The sequence below is a fragment of the Subdoligranulum sp. DSM 23681 genome (genome assembly GCF_057005535.1).
Genome location: NZ_CM168050.1, coordinates 438143 through 452068 on the forward strand (window position 1 = coordinate 438143; position 13926 = coordinate 452068).

Genomic DNA, 13926 nt, shown 5'->3' on the forward strand with positions numbered 1-13926 from the left:
TTCCATCAGACACGGCGGCGCTTGGGCGGGCGGCAGCCGTTGTGCGGGATCGGGGTCACGTCACGGATCATGGTGACCTCCAGGCCAGTGGCCTGCAAAGCGCGGATGGCGCTCTCACGGCCGGAACCCGGGCCCTTGACGTAGACCTCGACGGTCTTCATGCCATGCTCCATCGCGGCCTTGGCGGCCACTTCGGCAGCGCTCTGGGCGGCGTAAGGAGTGCTCTTGCGGGAACCACGGAAGTTCAGGGTACCCGTGCTGCACCAAGAAATGGTGTTGCCCTGCGTGTCGGTGATGGTGACGATGGTGTTGTTGAACGTGCTCTGGATATGAGCAGCACCGGCGCTGACGTTTTTACGCTCTTTGCGCTTGGTGCGGGTCTTAGCAGTTGCTTTCGTAGCAGCCATTTACAGTTCCTCCTTACTTCTTCTTGTTCGCGACGGTGCGCTTCGGACCTTTGCGGGTACGCGCATTGGTCTTGGTGCGCTGGCCGCGCACAGGCAGGCCCTTGCGATGGCGGATGCCACGGTAGCACTGGATTTCAGTCAGACGCTTGATGTCCAGCGCAACGTTGCGGCGAAGATCGCCTTCCACGATGATATTGTTCTTGTCGATGTAGTCACGGATCTTGGCTTCATCTTCGGCGGACAGATCCTTGACGCGGATATCCGGGTTAATCCCGGTGCCGGCGAGAATCTCGTCAGCAGTACTCTGACCGATACCGTAGACATAGGTCAGACCAACCTCGATCCGCTTCTCGCGAGGCAGATCAACACCAGCAATACGTGCCATAAAGCACCTCCATAAATAACATCCCATGTCCTGTGTCGGGGCCTGCGCCGGGAATCTACGCACTTGGCCCCCAAGCGTTTTGGGTACGGTTTCCAGGGGGAGTCCCCCGGACCTTTAGCCCTGACGCTGCTTATGCTTGGGGTTGATGCAGATGACCATCACGCGGCCTTTGCGCTTGATGACCTTGCACTTTTCGCAAATGGGTTTCACGGAAGGTTTTACCTTCATGATGTTAACCTCCTTCTATGACACAAGGCGTTTATTTGGAACGCCAGGTGATCCGGGCTTTGGTCAGGTCGTAGGGCGACATTTCCATGGTGACCTTGTCGCCGGGCAGGATGCGGATGAAGTTGGTCCGCAGTTTGCCGGAGATGTGCGCCGAAACCGTGTGGCCGTTGGGCTTGCCCTCTTTGTTGAGCAGCTCGACCTTGAACACGGTGTTGGGCAAAGCCTCACGCACGACGCCTTCTACTTCGATGACATCTTCTTTAGACAAGCTGATTGCCTCCTTGAAGGGTTCATTCAGCGGGATGCGCCGCGTCATAGGCGGCGATCGCTTCACTGAGCAGTTGATCGCTTTTCAGAAGCTCGTTTGCCAGAACGGTGGCGGTGGGTGCCACATGCCGGACTTTTTTGCGCTTGGGTGCGGTCAGGGACCGCTTGCTCCCGTTGGCCAGCCACAGCATGCAGCCCTCGGCAGCCACCACGGCGAAGGTACGGGTCTTATCGCGGCCCGCTTTGGAGCGCACCAAACGGCCTTTTACAAAGTCCATTCGGGTTCCTCCCAGCCGTGGGTCAGGATCTCAGGCCCGTCCTTGGTGATGAGGACCGTGTGCTCAAAATGAGCTGCCAGTCCACCGTCACAAGTCTTGACCGTCCATCCGTCCTTCAACGTCTTTACCGCGTACTTGTACTGGTTCACCATCGGTTCGATGGCGATGCAAATTCCGGGGACCAGGCGAGGTCCGCGGCCCGGGGTGCCGTAGTTCGGAACTTCGGGGTCTTCGTGCAGTTCCTTGCCGACGCCATGGCCGACAAAGCTGCGCACAACCGAGAAACCGTTCTCTTCCACATAGCTCTGCACCGCGTGGCCCACATCGCCGATCCGCATGCCGGCCTGGGCCGCAGCAATGCCGCGGTGCAGGCTCTCGCGGGTGACATCCAGCAGACGCTGTGCTTCCTTGTCTACCTTGCCGCAGGCAAAGGTGCAGGCGTTGTCGCCGTTGAAACCGTCGATCTTGCAGCCGGTGTCGATGGAGACGATATCACCGGGGCGGATCTTCTGGTCGCGGCTGGGGATGCCGTGGATCACGGTGTCGTTGACGCTGATGCAGGCGGTGGCCGGAAATCCGTACAGATGCAGGAAATTCGGTCTGGCGCCGTGGCGCACGATAAAGTCGTAGATAATCTTGTCGATCTCCGCCGTTGAGATACCGGCCTCAATCGCTTCGCCGCCTGCCTTGAGCGCCGCCGCGCTGATGGCGCAGGCGCGGCGCATTTTCTCGATCTCGGCAGCGTTTTTGATTTGGATCATGGGTGCGTTATGCCTCCAACTCTTTGAGGATCAGCGCAGTGGTGCCTTCGATGGAACCCTGATCCGGGATCTCCACCAGTTTGCCGCGTTCGCGGTAGAAGGCCACAAGAGGCTCGGTCTGTTCGTGATACGCTTTCAGACGGTCCAGCACGGTGGCGGGCTCGTCATCCTTGCGGATGACCAGTTCCCCGCCGCACCGATCGCAAACGCCCGGCTTGGCGCTGGGCTTATTCTTGATGTGGTAGCTGGCGCCGCACTTTGCGCAGACGCGACGACCGCTCATACGCTCCATGATAGCTTCGTCAGCAACGGTCAGGTTCAGTACCTTGTCGATCTCCACGCCCATGGCTTCCAGGGCTTCGCCCTGCGCGATGGTGCGCGGCATACCGTCCAGGATGAAACCGCCGGCACAGTCGGGCTGCGCCAGACGTTCCTTCACGATGCCCACAATGACATCATCGGGAACCAGCGCACCCGCGTCCATAAAACTTTTGGCTTTGAGGCCCATCGGGGTGCCGTCCTTGACGGCGGCACGCAGGATGTTGCCGGTGGAAATGGTGGGGATACCCAGCTTATCGCAGAGGATCTCTGCCTGGGTTCCTTTGCCGGCGCCGGGGGCGCCCAAAAGGATCAGTTTCATATGTTGTTTCCCCTTTCCTGTTGACTGCCTTCTGGCAGCCGTCCGCTGTTATTCCAAAAAGCCTTTGTGATGACGGGCGGTCATATAGCCTTCCAGAGAACGGGCGGTGTCAAGTGCAACACCAACCACGATCAGCAGGCTGGTACCGCCAAGCTGGATGGAGATGTGGGTCAGATCACCCAGCACAATGGGCAGGCCCGCGACAACCGCCAGGAAGATGCCGCCGATCAAGGTGATCTTCTGCAGGGTCTTGGTGATGAAGTCGCTGGTGGGCTTGCCGGGGCGGATGCCCGGGATGGTGCCGTTGTTCTTGCGCAGCTGATTGCTGATGTCGATGGGGTTGTACTGGATCGCAACATAGAAGTAGTTGAAACCGATGATCAGCAGCACATAAGCCACCAGGTACACCGGGCTGGTGTAGTTGAACACCTGGAAGAAGATGTTGTCGGTCCAGCCCAGGAAGCTGCCAATCATGTTGGGCAGGCTGCACAGCGTCATGGCGAAGATGACGGGCATAACGCCGGACATATTCACCTTGATGGGGATGTAGCTTGCCTGACCGCCGTACATCTTACGGCCGACCACACGCTTGGCGTACTGTACCGGGATGCGGCGCTCCGCGTTGGTCAGGATGACCACGAAGATCACCGCGACGATGGCCAGTACCAGAATGACCGGCAGCAGGATGTAGTACCCGCTGGAGGTCTGGGCGGCGGTGAGCACCCCCTTGACCATGGTCAGCACACGGGACCAGTTGGCCACGATGCCGGCGAAGATCAGCAGGGACACACCGTTGCCGATGCCCTTGGCGTCAATCTGGTTGCCCATCCAGGTAACCAGCTGGCTGCCGGCGGTGAAGCACAGCACAATGACGATGGCGGTGAACACACCGGCAAAGCCATCGGTGTACTCCAGAGCGGAGCTGCGGCGCAGGATGAAGTAGTAGGCGATGGACAGCATCAGAGCGATGCCGGCGCCCACATAGTTGGTGATTCGGGTCAGCTTGCGGCGACCCTCCTCCCCTTCCTTGGAAAGATTCTCCAGGTAGGGAATGGCGACAGTCAGCAGCTGCACGATGATGGACGCGTTGATATAAGGCTGAACGCCCAACGCGAAGATCGCGCACTGGCTGAGCGCGTTACCGGACATCATGTCCAGGTAGGTCAGCATACTGCCGGTGGTGTCGAACATGTCTTTGAGATTGCCAGCGGTGATATAAGGTACCGGAATCGCACAGCCCAGACGGAAGAGGACCAGGATCAGCAGCGTATACAGAAGACGCTTGCGCAGATCGTCGATCTTCCAGGCATTGCGGAACGTTTCGAACACCTTAGATCACCTCAGCTTTCCCGCCTGCCTTCTCGATTTTTTCCTTGGCAGAGGCCGTGTAGGCCGCGACCTGGACATTGAGAGCCTTGGTCAGCTCGCCGTTGCCCAGGACCTTGACGCCGTCCAGGGTGCGGGAGATGATGCCCTTTTCCAGCAGGGCGGCGGCGTCAACAGTGGCGCCGGCCTCAAACTTTTCAAGGTCGGAAACCTTGATGGTGACATACTTGGTAGCGAAAATGTTGTTGAAGCCGCGCTTCGGCAGACGGCGCTGCAGCGGCATCTGGCCGCCTTCGAAACCGGCCTTCTTGACGCCGGAACGGGCTTTCTGGCCCTTGTGGCCGTAGCCGGCAGTCTTACCATTGCCGGAACCCGCGCCGCGGCCCTTGCGGGTAACGGCCTTGCGGGCGCCCTTGGGCGCGTTCAGTTCATGAAGCTTCATGCTTGCACCTCCATTACAGCTTGGTCACAACGACCAGGTGAGAGATCTTGGCGATCTTACCGGCAGTAGCGGCGTTGTCAGGCTGTTCGACAACGTCACCCGGACGATGCAGGCCCAAAGACTTCGCGACGGAAATCTGCTCTTTGCCGCGGCCGATCAGGCTCTTGGCAAGACGGATGCTCAGTTTTTCCATGATTCAGCGCCCTCCTTAGCCCAGGATCTCGGCGACGGTCTTGCCGCGCTTGGCAGCAACAGACTCGGCGTCGGTCAGACCGCACAGGCCGGCGAAGGTCGCGGCGGTAACGTTGATCGGATTGTTGGAACGCAGGCTCTTGGTACGGATGTCCTTGATACCGGCGCATTCCAGAACCGCACGGACCGGGCCGCCGGCGATAACGCCGGTACCGGGAGCGGCGGGACGCATCAGCACGCGGCCGGCGCCAAACTCGCCGACGATCTCGTGCGGGATGGTGGTGCCCTTCAGAGCGATCTTGTGCATGTTCTTCTTGGCAGCACCTTCGCCCTTGCGGATGGCCTCGGGAACTTCGCCGGACTTGCCGACGCCGTAACCGATGTTGCCCTTGCCGTCACCGACGACGATCAGGGCGGCGAACTTCATAACGCGGCCGCCCTTGACGGTCTTGGAAACGCGGTTGATGGAGACGACCTTGGTGATCATGCCGTCATCTTGTTCTCTGTTTCTCTGCATGGCCATGTTCGATCCCTCCTTACAGCTTCAGACCGGCTTCGCGGGCGCCCTCAGCGAGAGCCTTCACGCGGCCGTGGTAGACGAAACCGCCGCGGTCATAGACCACTTCGGTGATGCCCTTGTCCAGGCATTTCTTGGCGATGGCGGCGCCGACCTTCTTGGCGGCTTCGACGTTGCCGCCGTAGTCCTCAAAGTCCTTGTCCAGGGTGGAAGCAGCTGCCAGAGTCACGCCGGCAACGTCATCGATGACCTGAACGTAGATGTGCTTGGCAGAGCGGAAAACATCCAGACGAGGACGCTCGGCCGTGCCGCTGATCTTGCCGCGGACGCGGCGGTGACGGCGAAGACGAGCTTCGTTCTTATCAGCCTTGTTGACCATAATGTTTCTCCCCTCCTATTATTTGCCTTTACCGGCTTTGCCTTCCTTGCGGATGACATACTCGCCAACGTAGCGAATGCCCTTGCCCTTGTAGGGTTCCGGCGGACGCTTGCCGCGGACTTCGGCAGCGAACTGACCGACTTCCTGCTTGTCGATGCCGACGATGCTGAAGTGCAGAGCGTCCTTGACCTCGATCTGGATGGTGTCGGTCTCTTCGACGTTGACCGGGTGAGAGAAGCCCAGGGTCAGGGTCAGGGTCTTGCCCTGCTTGGCGCAGCGGTAGCCGACGCCCTGGATCTCCATATCCTTGCGGAAGCCTTCGGTCACGCCAACAACCATGTTGTGGATGTTGGTACGGGTCAGGCCGTGCAGGCTGCGGGCCTGTTTTTCGTCATTGGGGCGGGTAACCAAAATTTCATTGCCCTCGACCTTGACGGTCATCAGGGGATGATATTTGGAATGCAGGGTACCCTTGGGGCCTTTCACGGTGATGGTGTGTTCGGCCTCGTCGATCTTCACATCAACACCCGCAGGAATGACGATGGGTTTTCTTCCAATTCTCGACATTGTCTTCTAGCCCCTTTCTTACCACACAAAGGCGAGCACTTCACCGCCGACATGGGCAGCGCGGGCAGCCTTGTCGGTCATGACGCCTTTAGAGGTGGAGATGATCGCGGTGCCCAGGCCCTTCATGACCTTGGGCATATCCTCGCAGTTGGTGTAGATACGCAGGCCGGGCTTGGAAACGCGCTTCAGGCCCGCGATGACCGGCATACCATTGTCCTGGTACTTGAGGGTCAGGGTGATCACGCCCTGCTTGCTGTCTTCGGTCACTTTCATACCCTTGATGTAGCCCTCATCAACCAGGATCTGGCAGATTGCCTTCTTCAGGTTGGAAGCAGGAACGTCCACGGAAGGGTGTTTGGCAGTGCTGGCATTGCGGATGCGGGTCAGCAAGTCCGCGATAGGATCGGTGATTTGCATGCCACTAACCTCCTTAGGTTGTGTTAAAGATGTTGTTGTTACGTCTTTTCCTGTCTCTGATTACCAGGAAGCCTTCTTCACGCCGGGGATCTCGCCCTTGTAGGCCAGTTCACGGAAGCAGATACGGCAGATGCCGTACTTGCGCAGATAGGCATGGGGACGGCCGCAGATCTTGCAGCGGTTGTAAGCGCGGGTGGAGAACTTGGCCGGGCGCTGCTGCTTGATCTTCATAGAAGTTTTTGCCATTGGTTTTCTTCCTCCCCTTCTCAGTTGGCGAACGGAGCGCCCAGAGCCTTCAGCAGCTCCTTGGCTTCTTCGTCGGTCTTGGCCGTGGTGACAAAGCAGATATCCATGCCGCGGATGGCATCGACCTTATCGAAGTCGATTTCCGGGAAGATGATCTGTTCCTTCAGGCCGAAGGCGTAGTTGCCGCGCCCGTCGAAGCTGTTGCCGGAGATGCCGCGGAAGTCGCGGACACGGGGCAGAGCCACATTGAACAGGCGATCGACGAACTCGTACATACGCTCGCCGCGCAGAGTGACCTTGGCGCCGATGGGCATGCCCTGGCGCAGCTTGAAGTTAGCCACGCTCTTCTTGGCCTTGCAGACGATGGCCTTCTGGCCGGTGATCTGGCCCAGGTCAGCGACGATGGCGTCGATAACCTTGGCGTTTTCCTTCGCCTCGCCGGCGGCCACGTTGACGATGACCTTGTCCAGCTTGGGGATCTGCATCACGCTCTTGTAGCCGAACTTCTTGTTCAGGGCCGGAGCGATCTCGTTGACATACTGTTCTTTCAAACGTGCCATGATTCAAACTCCTCCCTTACAGTTCGGCGCCGCACTTGCGGCAGATGCGGACGTTCTTGCCGTCCTTGACGGAATGGCCCACGCGGGTGGCCTTGCCACACTTGGGGCACACCGGCATGACCTTGCAGGCGTAGATAGCGCCCTCGGCCTTGACGATGCCGCCCTGCTCGCCTTGGCGGCGGGGCTTGACATGCTTGGTGACCATGTTCAGGCCTTCGACAATGACCTTGCCCTCTTTCGGGGAGGTCTGCAGAACCTTGCCGGTCTTGCCCTTGTCCTTGCCGGAGATGATCATAACGTTGTCGCCGGTTTTAACATGAAGATTGTTCATTCTATTAAAACCTCCTTACAGCGATTCGGGAGCCAGGGACAGGATCTTGGTGTAGCCGGCGTCGCGCAGTTCGCGGGCGACGGGTCCAAAGATACGGGTGCCCTTGGGGCTCTTGTCAGCCATGACGATGACGGCGGCGTTCTCATCGAAACGGATGTAGGAACCGTCGTCACGGCGCAGGCCATGCTTGCTGCGGACGATAACGGCCTTGACCACATCGCCCTTCTTCACGGTACCGCCGGGGGCAGCCTTCTTGACGCTGCACACAACGACGTCGCCGATGTTGGCATATCTCTTGCGGGTACCGCCCAGTACACGGAAGCACATTAACTCCTTGGCACCGGTGTTGTCGGCCACTTTGAGATAAGTTTGCATCTGAACCATCTTTCAGGTCCTCCTTTCAAAGTACCAGGCTGATTATTTCGCTTTCTCGATGATCTTCACCAGACGCCAGTTGACGTCCTTGGAAAGCTTGCGGGTCTCCATGATCTCGACGCGGTCACCGATGCCGGCCTCGCCGTTCTCGTCATGGGCCTTGAACTTCTTGGTGCGCTTCATGATCTTCTTGTAGAGGGGGTGCTGGACGCTGTCCTTGACGGCGACAACGATGGTCTTGTCCATCTTGTCGGACACGACGACGCCCACACGGCTCTTTCTCAGATTACGTTCCATGTTTTACCCTCCCTCTTACGCGTTCTTCGCGTTCTTTTCCGCCATGATGGTCATCACGCGGGCGATGTCCTTCTTGACGGTCTCGATGCGCAGCGGGTTTTCCAGCTGGTTGATGGCGTGCTGAAAGCGCAGGTTGAACAGTTCCGCTTTCAGATCTTTGAGCTGCTTTGCCAGCTCAACATCGGTCATTTCGCGCAGTTCAGTGGCTTTCATTCAGCGTCGCCCTCCTTCACAGTGTCGATTTCTTCGCGCTTGACGAACTTGCAGCGCACCGGCAGCTTGTGAGAGGCCAGACGCAGAGATTCACGCGCAGTCGCCTCATCAACATCAGCGATTTCAAACAGCACACGGCCGGGCTTGACAACGGCCACCCAGTATTCCGGGCTGCCCTTGCCGGAGCCCATGCGGGTGCCGGCCGGCTTTTCGGTAACAGGCTTGTCCGGGAAGATCTTGATCCAGACCTTGCCGCCACGCTTGATATAACGGGTCATGGCAACACGGGCTGCCTCGATCTGGTTGGAAGTGATCCACGCCGGCTCCAGAGCCATCAGGCCGTACTGGCCCTGATTGACCTTGTTGCCACGCATGGCCTTGCCGGTCATGCGGCCGCGCTGAACGCGGCGGTATTTAACACGTTTCGGCAGTAACATTACTGTTTGCCTCCTTCCTTCTTGGCAGCGGTCTTGGCGCCCTTCAGGATCTCACCCTTGTAGATCCAGACCTTGACGCCGACCTTGCCGTAGGTGGTGTTGGCCTCAGCGAAGCCGTAGTCGATGTCAGCACGCAGGGTCTGCAGGGGGATGGTGCCTTCGTGGTAGCTTTCCACGCGGGCAATGTCAGCGCCAGCCAGACGGCCGGAGCAGGTGACCTTGATGCCCTTGGCAGGCACGCCGCCGCGGGGCTGCATGGCGTTGCGGATGACCTGCTTCATCGCACGGCGGAACGCGATGCGGCGCTCCAGCTGGGAAGCGACATCCTCGGCCACCAGCTGAGCGGTGGTGGAAGTGCCCTTCACTTCGACGATGTTCAGGTTGACGTTCTTGCCGGTCATCTTGGCGAGCTGCTTTTCCAGCTTGGCGCTCTCAGAGCCGCCCTTGCCGATGACGATACCGGGCTTGGCGCAGAAGACGTTGACCTTGACGCGGGGGGTGCCGGTCTGGCTGTCAACAGTGCGCTCGATTTCGATCTTGGGGATACCGGCGGAATACAGCTGCTTCTTCAGCGTGGTGCGGATCTTGTGATCCTCCACCAGGGTGTCGCCGAAAGCCTGCTTAGAGGTAAACCAGCGGCTGTCCCAATCCTTGATAACACCCACGCGCATGCCGTGGGGATTGACTTTCTGGCCCATTTGTTTACCTCCTTACTCTTTCTCTTTCAGCACAACAGTCATGTGGCTGGTGCGCTTGAGGATGCGGTACGCACGGCCCTGTGCGCGGGGCATGATACGCTTCAGCGTGGGGCCGGGGCAGACGTAGCATTCGGCAACGTACAGGCTGTTGCGGTCCATGTTGAAGTTGTTTTCAGCATTGGCCGCGGCCGAGTTGACCAGCTTGAGAAGGGGCTCGCAGGCCGCCTTCGGGGTATACTGCAAAATAGCCAGCGCTTCGTCCAGAGGCTTGTTACGGATGAGGTCCATCACGATCGAAACCTTACGGGGACTGATGCGGGCGTAACGGAGAATAGCCCGTGCTTCCATCTTATGCTCCTCCTCTCTTATTTACCGGTGGTCTTGCCGCCGGCATGGCCCGAGAACTTACGGGTCGGGGCGAACTCGCCGAGCTTGTGACCGACCATATCTTCGGTGACGTAAACGGGCACATGCTTGCGGCCGTCATGCACAGCGAAGGTGTGGCCAACGAACTCCGGGAAGATGGTGGAGGCGCGGCTCCAGGTCTTGACGACGCTCTTCTTGCCGCTTTCGTTCATGGCTTCGACTTTCTTCATCAGAGAAGGCAGGACGTAAGGGCCTTTTTTGGTGCTGCGAGACATAGTACTTTACCTCCCTTAACCTTTGGCGCGCTTGACGATGAACTTGTCGGAGCGAGCATGATGTTTGCGGGTCTTGAGGCCCAGAGCCGGCTTGCCCCACGGGGTGCGCGGGCTGCTGTGACCGACCGGGGCGCGGCCTTCGCCACCGCCGTGCGGGTGATCGCAGGGGTTCATGACGGTGCCGCGGCTGCCGGGACGAACGCCCATGTGGCGCTTGCGGCCGGCCTTGCCCAGGTTGACGTTCTCATGGTCAAGGTTGGAAACGACGCCGATGGTCGCGATGCAGTTCAGCGGGACGTTGCGCATCTCGCCGGAAGGCAGACGAACCAGAGCGTAGCCATTCTCTTTAGCCATCAGCTGAGCCATGACACCGGCGGAACGGACCAGCTGGCCGCCCTTGCCGGGATACAGCTCGATGTTGTGGATCATGGTACCGACGGGGATGTTCTCGAAGGGCAGAGCGTTGCCCGGCTTGATATCCGCGTGGGGGCCGGCCATGACCTTGTCGCCCACCTTCAGGCCATCGGGAGCCAGGATGTAGCTCTTGACGCCGTCTTCATATTCGACCAGCGCGATGAAAGCGGAGCGGTTCGGATCGTATTCCAGGGTCAGGACAGTGGCAGGAACATCAAACTTGTTGCGCTTGAAGTCGATGACACGGTACTTGACGCGGTTGCCGCCGCCGTGGTGACGGACGGTGATCTTGCCGGTGTTGTTGCGGCCGGCATGCTTCTTCTTGGGTTCCAGCAGGCTGCGCTCGGGACCGACCTTGGACAGCACGCTGTAATCGGTAACAGTCATGCCGCGGCGGCCGGGCGTAGTCGGCTTGTACTTTTTGATCGCCATGGTAGTACTCCTTTTTAGTATCTTATGAATTTTTGTCGGGGTCATATCCCCATAGCTGAGCCTTCGGCAGGCTCGAAAGGATCAGGCGAAGTGCCCGATCAGGTCATGCTGGTGAAGAACTCGATCTCCTTGGAGTCGGGGGTCAGCGTGACGATGGCCTTCTTGCTCTTGGCGGTGTAGCCGGCATGCAAGCCCTGGCGGCGGTACTTGCCGCGCACGGAGATGGTGTTGACCTTGGCGACCTTGACGCCGAACAGCTCTTCAACAGCGTTGGCGATGTCGACCTTGGTGGCGTCGGTAGCGACCTTGAAGGTGTACTTCTTGTCAGCGATACCGGCCATGGAGTTCTCGGTGATGACCGGAGCGAGAACGATATCCTGTGCGAATTTCATCAGCCCAGTACCTCCTCAAGTTTCTTGGCCGCGTCCAGGCTGATGATCATCTTCTCGGCGTTGACAACGTCGTAGGTGTTCACGCTGGTAGCGGTGGTGGTTTTGACGCCCGGGATGTTGGCGGCGCTCTTGACGAACTTGGCGTCCACAACATCGTTGACGACCAGGTTCTTCTTGCCGGCGCCGACAGCAGCCAGCATGGCAACCACGGTCTTGGTCTTGTACTCTTCCACAGCCATCTTGTCAACAACGATCATGTTGCCGCTGGCAGCCTTGTCAGACAAAGCGCTGAGCACGGCCAGACGCTTGACCTTCTTGTTGATGCGGTAGCTGTAATCGCGGGGCTTGGGGCCCAGAGCAACGCCGCCGTGGGTCCACTGCGGAGCGCGGATAGAGCCCTGACGCGCATGGCCGGTGCCCTTCTGACGCCAAGGCTTCTTGCCGCCGCCGCGGACTTCCTTGCGGATCTTGGTGTTCTGGGTGCCCTGGCGCTGGTTGGCCAGGAAGTTGACGACCGCCTCATGGACGGCCTTTTCGTTCGGGGTGATCCCGAAGACGGCGTCGGAAAGCTCAACGGTGGAAACTTTCTTGCCGTTCATATCGACGACATCAAATTTAGCCATTGTGTTTTCCTCCCTTACGCTTTGACGCTGTCGTGGATGGTAACCACAGAGCCCTTCGGGCCGGGGATGGCGCCCTTGACAGCGATCAGATTGTTTTCAGCATCAACCTTGACGATGCTGAGGTTCTGCACGGTCACCCGCACAGCGCCCATGTGGCCGGGCAGCTTCTTGCCCTTGAACACGCGGGACGGGGTGGAAGTGGAACCGTTGGAACCGGCATGGCGGCTGACAGGGCCAGTGCCGTGGCTTTCACGCAGACGGTGCTGGCCAAAGCGCTTGATAACGCCCTGGTAGCCCTTGCCCTTGGAAGTGCCGACCACGTCGACCTTGTCGCCGGCGGTGAAGACATCAGCCTTCAGGATGTCGCCCACGTTCAGGGCGGCGATGTCGTCCAGGCGGAACTCACGCAGAGTGCGCTTGGCGGCGACGTCGGCCTTGTCGAAGTGGCCCTTGGCAGCCTTGTTGACTTTCTTGGCGGAAACTTCGCCGAAGCCAAGCTGGACAGCCTGGTAACCGTCGCTCTCGACGGTCTTCTTCTGCACGACGGTGCAGGGGCCGGCCTCGATCACGGTAACCGGGACGACCTTGCCGTTCTCGTCGAACAGCTGGGTCATACCCAGCTTCTTGCCGATGATACCTTTTTGCATTGTTTTTTCCTCCTAAAAAGGTTATTGGTTGGTGGAGCCAACGTAGCTCCATCAACATGACCTCTCCGCGGTCATTCATCTTGGTCTTGCTGCTTGCCTTGACGCCGCGCTTTGCCGGCGGTCAACGTTCACGGCCGTTCGGACCGGCGTGAGAGCAGCGTATAAATAAGGTTTACAGCTTGATCTCGATGTCGACGCCCGCGGGGAGCTGCAGGCTCATGAGAGCCTCGACCGTCTTGTTGGACGGCTTCAGAATGTCGATCAGACGCTTGTGGGTGCGGGTCTCGAACTGCTCACGGCTGTCCTTGTACTTGTGGACAGCACGCAGGATCGTGACGACTTCCTTGTCGGTGGGCAGGGGGATCGGACCAGACACGCGCGCACCGGTGCGCTTCGCGGTCTCCACGATCTTGGCCGCCGCCGCATCGATCAGGGATGCATCGTAGCTCTTCAACCGAATTCTGATTTTCTCTTTGACTGCCATTACTTTCGCCTCCTAATTTAGTGTTGCCTTAGGCGAGCCGATAAATTACACACGCTTCCGGGTGTTCAATCTCTTCGCATGACAAAATCCGGTGAACCGCCAGGCAGTTCTCCCGGAAAGAATCCTCGCAAAGCATAGTTGGACATTGGTCCGTGCCGCAGAATGCAGCGCCGTACATATCCCTTCGCATCCGTAATTCTTTCGCCCGGTTCTAAGATCGGACATACTCCGCGGAAAAACCCGCATCCTCTTGTTGGGCACAAGAAGTGCGGCAACCTCCCGCATCAACGCATATCGCCGGCTGTGATGAACGGATGTTCATCACACACC

General features: G+C 59.0%; 29 protein-coding genes. All 29 read right to left on the bottom strand.

The genetic code is table 11. The annotated features are described in order from the left end of the window. Positions 1–5: 5 nt before the first annotated feature. On the bottom strand, positions 6–407 hold the full coding sequence (gene rpsK / locus AC127K_RS02145) for a 30S ribosomal protein S11 (protein WP_317398813.1): 402 nt from the start codon (positions 405–407) through the stop codon (positions 6–8). Positions 408–420: 13 nt separating this feature from the next. Further along, complete coding sequence (gene rpsM, locus AC127K_RS02150; RefSeq protein ID WP_204647463.1) at positions 421–792, bottom strand: 30S ribosomal protein S13; 372 nt, start codon at positions 790–792, stop codon at positions 421–423. A gap of 114 nt (positions 793–906) precedes the next feature. Beyond that, entirely contained in the window at positions 907–1020 is a 114-nt protein-coding gene (gene rpmJ / locus AC127K_RS02155; protein ID WP_204647464.1) for a 50S ribosomal protein L36, read from the bottom strand. Positions 1021–1051: 31 nt separating this feature from the next. Continuing rightward, entirely contained in the window at positions 1052–1288 is a 237-nt protein-coding gene (gene infA, locus AC127K_RS02160) for a translation initiation factor IF-1 (RefSeq protein WP_204647465.1), read from the bottom strand. Positions 1289–1310: 22 nt separating this feature from the next. Beyond that, positions 1311–1565 carry a KOW domain-containing RNA-binding protein gene (locus AC127K_RS02165; RefSeq protein ID WP_483721398.1) on the bottom strand — a complete coding sequence of 85 codons (255 nt, stop codon included), beginning with the start codon at positions 1563–1565 and terminating at the stop codon, positions 1311–1313. After that, positions 1553–2326 (bottom strand): type I methionyl aminopeptidase, encoded by a 774-nt coding sequence (gene map / locus AC127K_RS02170; protein ID WP_483721399.1) that lies wholly within the window; start codon positions 2324–2326, stop codon positions 1553–1555. The genes AC127K_RS02165 and map overlap by 13 nt, the downstream gene beginning before the upstream one ends. 7 nt (positions 2327–2333) lie before the next feature. Continuing rightward, entirely contained in the window at positions 2334–2966 is a 633-nt protein-coding gene (locus tag AC127K_RS02175) for an adenylate kinase (protein WP_204647468.1), read from the bottom strand. Positions 2967–3014: 48 nt separating this feature from the next. Beyond that, positions 3015–4295, bottom strand: a complete 1281-nt coding sequence (gene secY / locus AC127K_RS02180) for a preprotein translocase subunit SecY (protein ID WP_483721400.1) — start codon at positions 4293–4295, stop codon at positions 3015–3017. Between the two features lies 1 nt (position 4296). After that, positions 4297–4734: a 50S ribosomal protein L15 gene (rplO, locus tag AC127K_RS02185; protein WP_483721401.1), complete on the bottom strand. Its 438-nt coding sequence runs from the start codon at positions 4732–4734 to the stop codon at positions 4297–4299. Between the two features lie 13 nt (positions 4735–4747). Beyond that, complete coding sequence (gene rpmD / locus AC127K_RS02190; protein WP_204647471.1) at positions 4748–4927, bottom strand: 50S ribosomal protein L30; 180 nt, start codon at positions 4925–4927, stop codon at positions 4748–4750. A gap of 15 nt (positions 4928–4942) precedes the next feature. Then, on the bottom strand, positions 4943–5449 hold the full coding sequence (rpsE, locus tag AC127K_RS02195; RefSeq protein ID WP_204647472.1) for a 30S ribosomal protein S5: 507 nt from the start codon (positions 5447–5449) through the stop codon (positions 4943–4945). A 13-nt stretch (positions 5450–5462) separates the two neighbouring features. Continuing rightward, complete coding sequence (gene rplR, locus AC127K_RS02200) at positions 5463–5822, bottom strand: 50S ribosomal protein L18 (RefSeq protein WP_204647473.1); 360 nt, start codon at positions 5820–5822, stop codon at positions 5463–5465. A gap of 18 nt (positions 5823–5840) precedes the next feature. Continuing rightward, entirely contained in the window at positions 5841–6389 is a 549-nt protein-coding gene (gene rplF, locus AC127K_RS02205; RefSeq protein ID WP_483721402.1) for a 50S ribosomal protein L6, read from the bottom strand. 18 nt (positions 6390–6407) lie between these two features. Further along, on the bottom strand, positions 6408–6806 hold the full coding sequence (rpsH, locus tag AC127K_RS02210) for a 30S ribosomal protein S8 (RefSeq protein ID WP_483721403.1): 399 nt from the start codon (positions 6804–6806) through the stop codon (positions 6408–6410). Between the two features lie 60 nt (positions 6807–6866). Further along, positions 6867–7052 (bottom strand): type Z 30S ribosomal protein S14, encoded by a 186-nt coding sequence (locus tag AC127K_RS02215; protein WP_204647476.1) that lies wholly within the window; start codon positions 7050–7052, stop codon positions 6867–6869. Between the two features lie 20 nt (positions 7053–7072). Next, on the bottom strand, positions 7073–7612 hold the full coding sequence (gene rplE, locus AC127K_RS02220; protein WP_483721404.1) for a 50S ribosomal protein L5: 540 nt from the start codon (positions 7610–7612) through the stop codon (positions 7073–7075). Between the two features lie 16 nt (positions 7613–7628). Continuing rightward, complete coding sequence (gene rplX, locus AC127K_RS02225; RefSeq protein WP_113999400.1) at positions 7629–7943, bottom strand: 50S ribosomal protein L24; 315 nt, start codon at positions 7941–7943, stop codon at positions 7629–7631. A gap of 15 nt (positions 7944–7958) precedes the next feature. Further along, a complete protein-coding gene (gene rplN / locus AC127K_RS02230) occupies positions 7959–8327 on the bottom strand; it encodes a 50S ribosomal protein L14 (protein WP_204647479.1) in 369 nt (122 codons plus the stop codon). Between the two features lie 33 nt (positions 8328–8360). Continuing rightward, the gene (gene rpsQ / locus AC127K_RS02235) at positions 8361–8615 is read right to left on the bottom strand and encodes a 30S ribosomal protein S17 (protein ID WP_204647480.1); all 255 of its coding nucleotides are present in this window, start codon (positions 8613–8615) and stop codon (positions 8361–8363) included. 15 nt (positions 8616–8630) lie between these two features. Beyond that, positions 8631–8828 carry a 50S ribosomal protein L29 gene (gene rpmC, locus AC127K_RS02240; RefSeq protein ID WP_204647481.1) on the bottom strand — a complete coding sequence of 66 codons (198 nt, stop codon included), beginning with the start codon at positions 8826–8828 and terminating at the stop codon, positions 8631–8633. Next, positions 8825–9265, bottom strand: a complete 441-nt coding sequence (gene rplP, locus AC127K_RS02245; RefSeq protein WP_483721405.1) for a 50S ribosomal protein L16 — start codon at positions 9263–9265, stop codon at positions 8825–8827. The genes rpmC and rplP overlap by 4 nt, the downstream gene beginning before the upstream one ends. Beyond that, a complete protein-coding gene (gene rpsC, locus AC127K_RS02250; RefSeq protein ID WP_483721406.1) occupies positions 9265–9963 on the bottom strand; it encodes a 30S ribosomal protein S3 in 699 nt (232 codons plus the stop codon). The genes rplP and rpsC overlap by 1 nt, the downstream gene beginning before the upstream one ends. Positions 9964–9975: 12 nt before the next feature. Continuing rightward, positions 9976–10311, bottom strand: coding sequence for a 50S ribosomal protein L22 (gene rplV / locus AC127K_RS02255; protein WP_204647484.1), 336 nt, complete (start codon positions 10309–10311; stop codon positions 9976–9978). Between the two features lie 17 nt (positions 10312–10328). Continuing rightward, the gene (gene rpsS, locus AC127K_RS02260) at positions 10329–10604 is read right to left on the bottom strand and encodes a 30S ribosomal protein S19 (protein WP_204647485.1); all 276 of its coding nucleotides are present in this window, start codon (positions 10602–10604) and stop codon (positions 10329–10331) included. 15 nt (positions 10605–10619) lie between these two features. Beyond that, the gene (rplB, locus tag AC127K_RS02265) at positions 10620–11450 is read right to left on the bottom strand and encodes a 50S ribosomal protein L2 (RefSeq protein ID WP_483721407.1); all 831 of its coding nucleotides are present in this window, start codon (positions 11448–11450) and stop codon (positions 10620–10622) included. A gap of 98 nt (positions 11451–11548) precedes the next feature. Beyond that, the gene (gene rplW, locus AC127K_RS02270; RefSeq protein ID WP_204647487.1) at positions 11549–11842 is read right to left on the bottom strand and encodes a 50S ribosomal protein L23; all 294 of its coding nucleotides are present in this window, start codon (positions 11840–11842) and stop codon (positions 11549–11551) included. Beyond that, positions 11842–12465: a 50S ribosomal protein L4 gene (gene rplD / locus AC127K_RS02275; RefSeq protein WP_483721408.1), complete on the bottom strand. Its 624-nt coding sequence runs from the start codon at positions 12463–12465 to the stop codon at positions 11842–11844. Before rplD ends, rplW begins: the two co-directional genes overlap by 1 nt. 14 nt (positions 12466–12479) lie before the next feature. After that, positions 12480–13112, bottom strand: a complete 633-nt coding sequence (gene rplC / locus AC127K_RS02280; protein WP_483721409.1) for a 50S ribosomal protein L3 — start codon at positions 13110–13112, stop codon at positions 12480–12482. A gap of 172 nt (positions 13113–13284) precedes the next feature. Further along, entirely contained in the window at positions 13285–13596 is a 312-nt protein-coding gene (gene rpsJ / locus AC127K_RS02285; RefSeq protein WP_270761128.1) for a 30S ribosomal protein S10, read from the bottom strand. Positions 13597–13926: the final 330 nt, after the last annotated feature.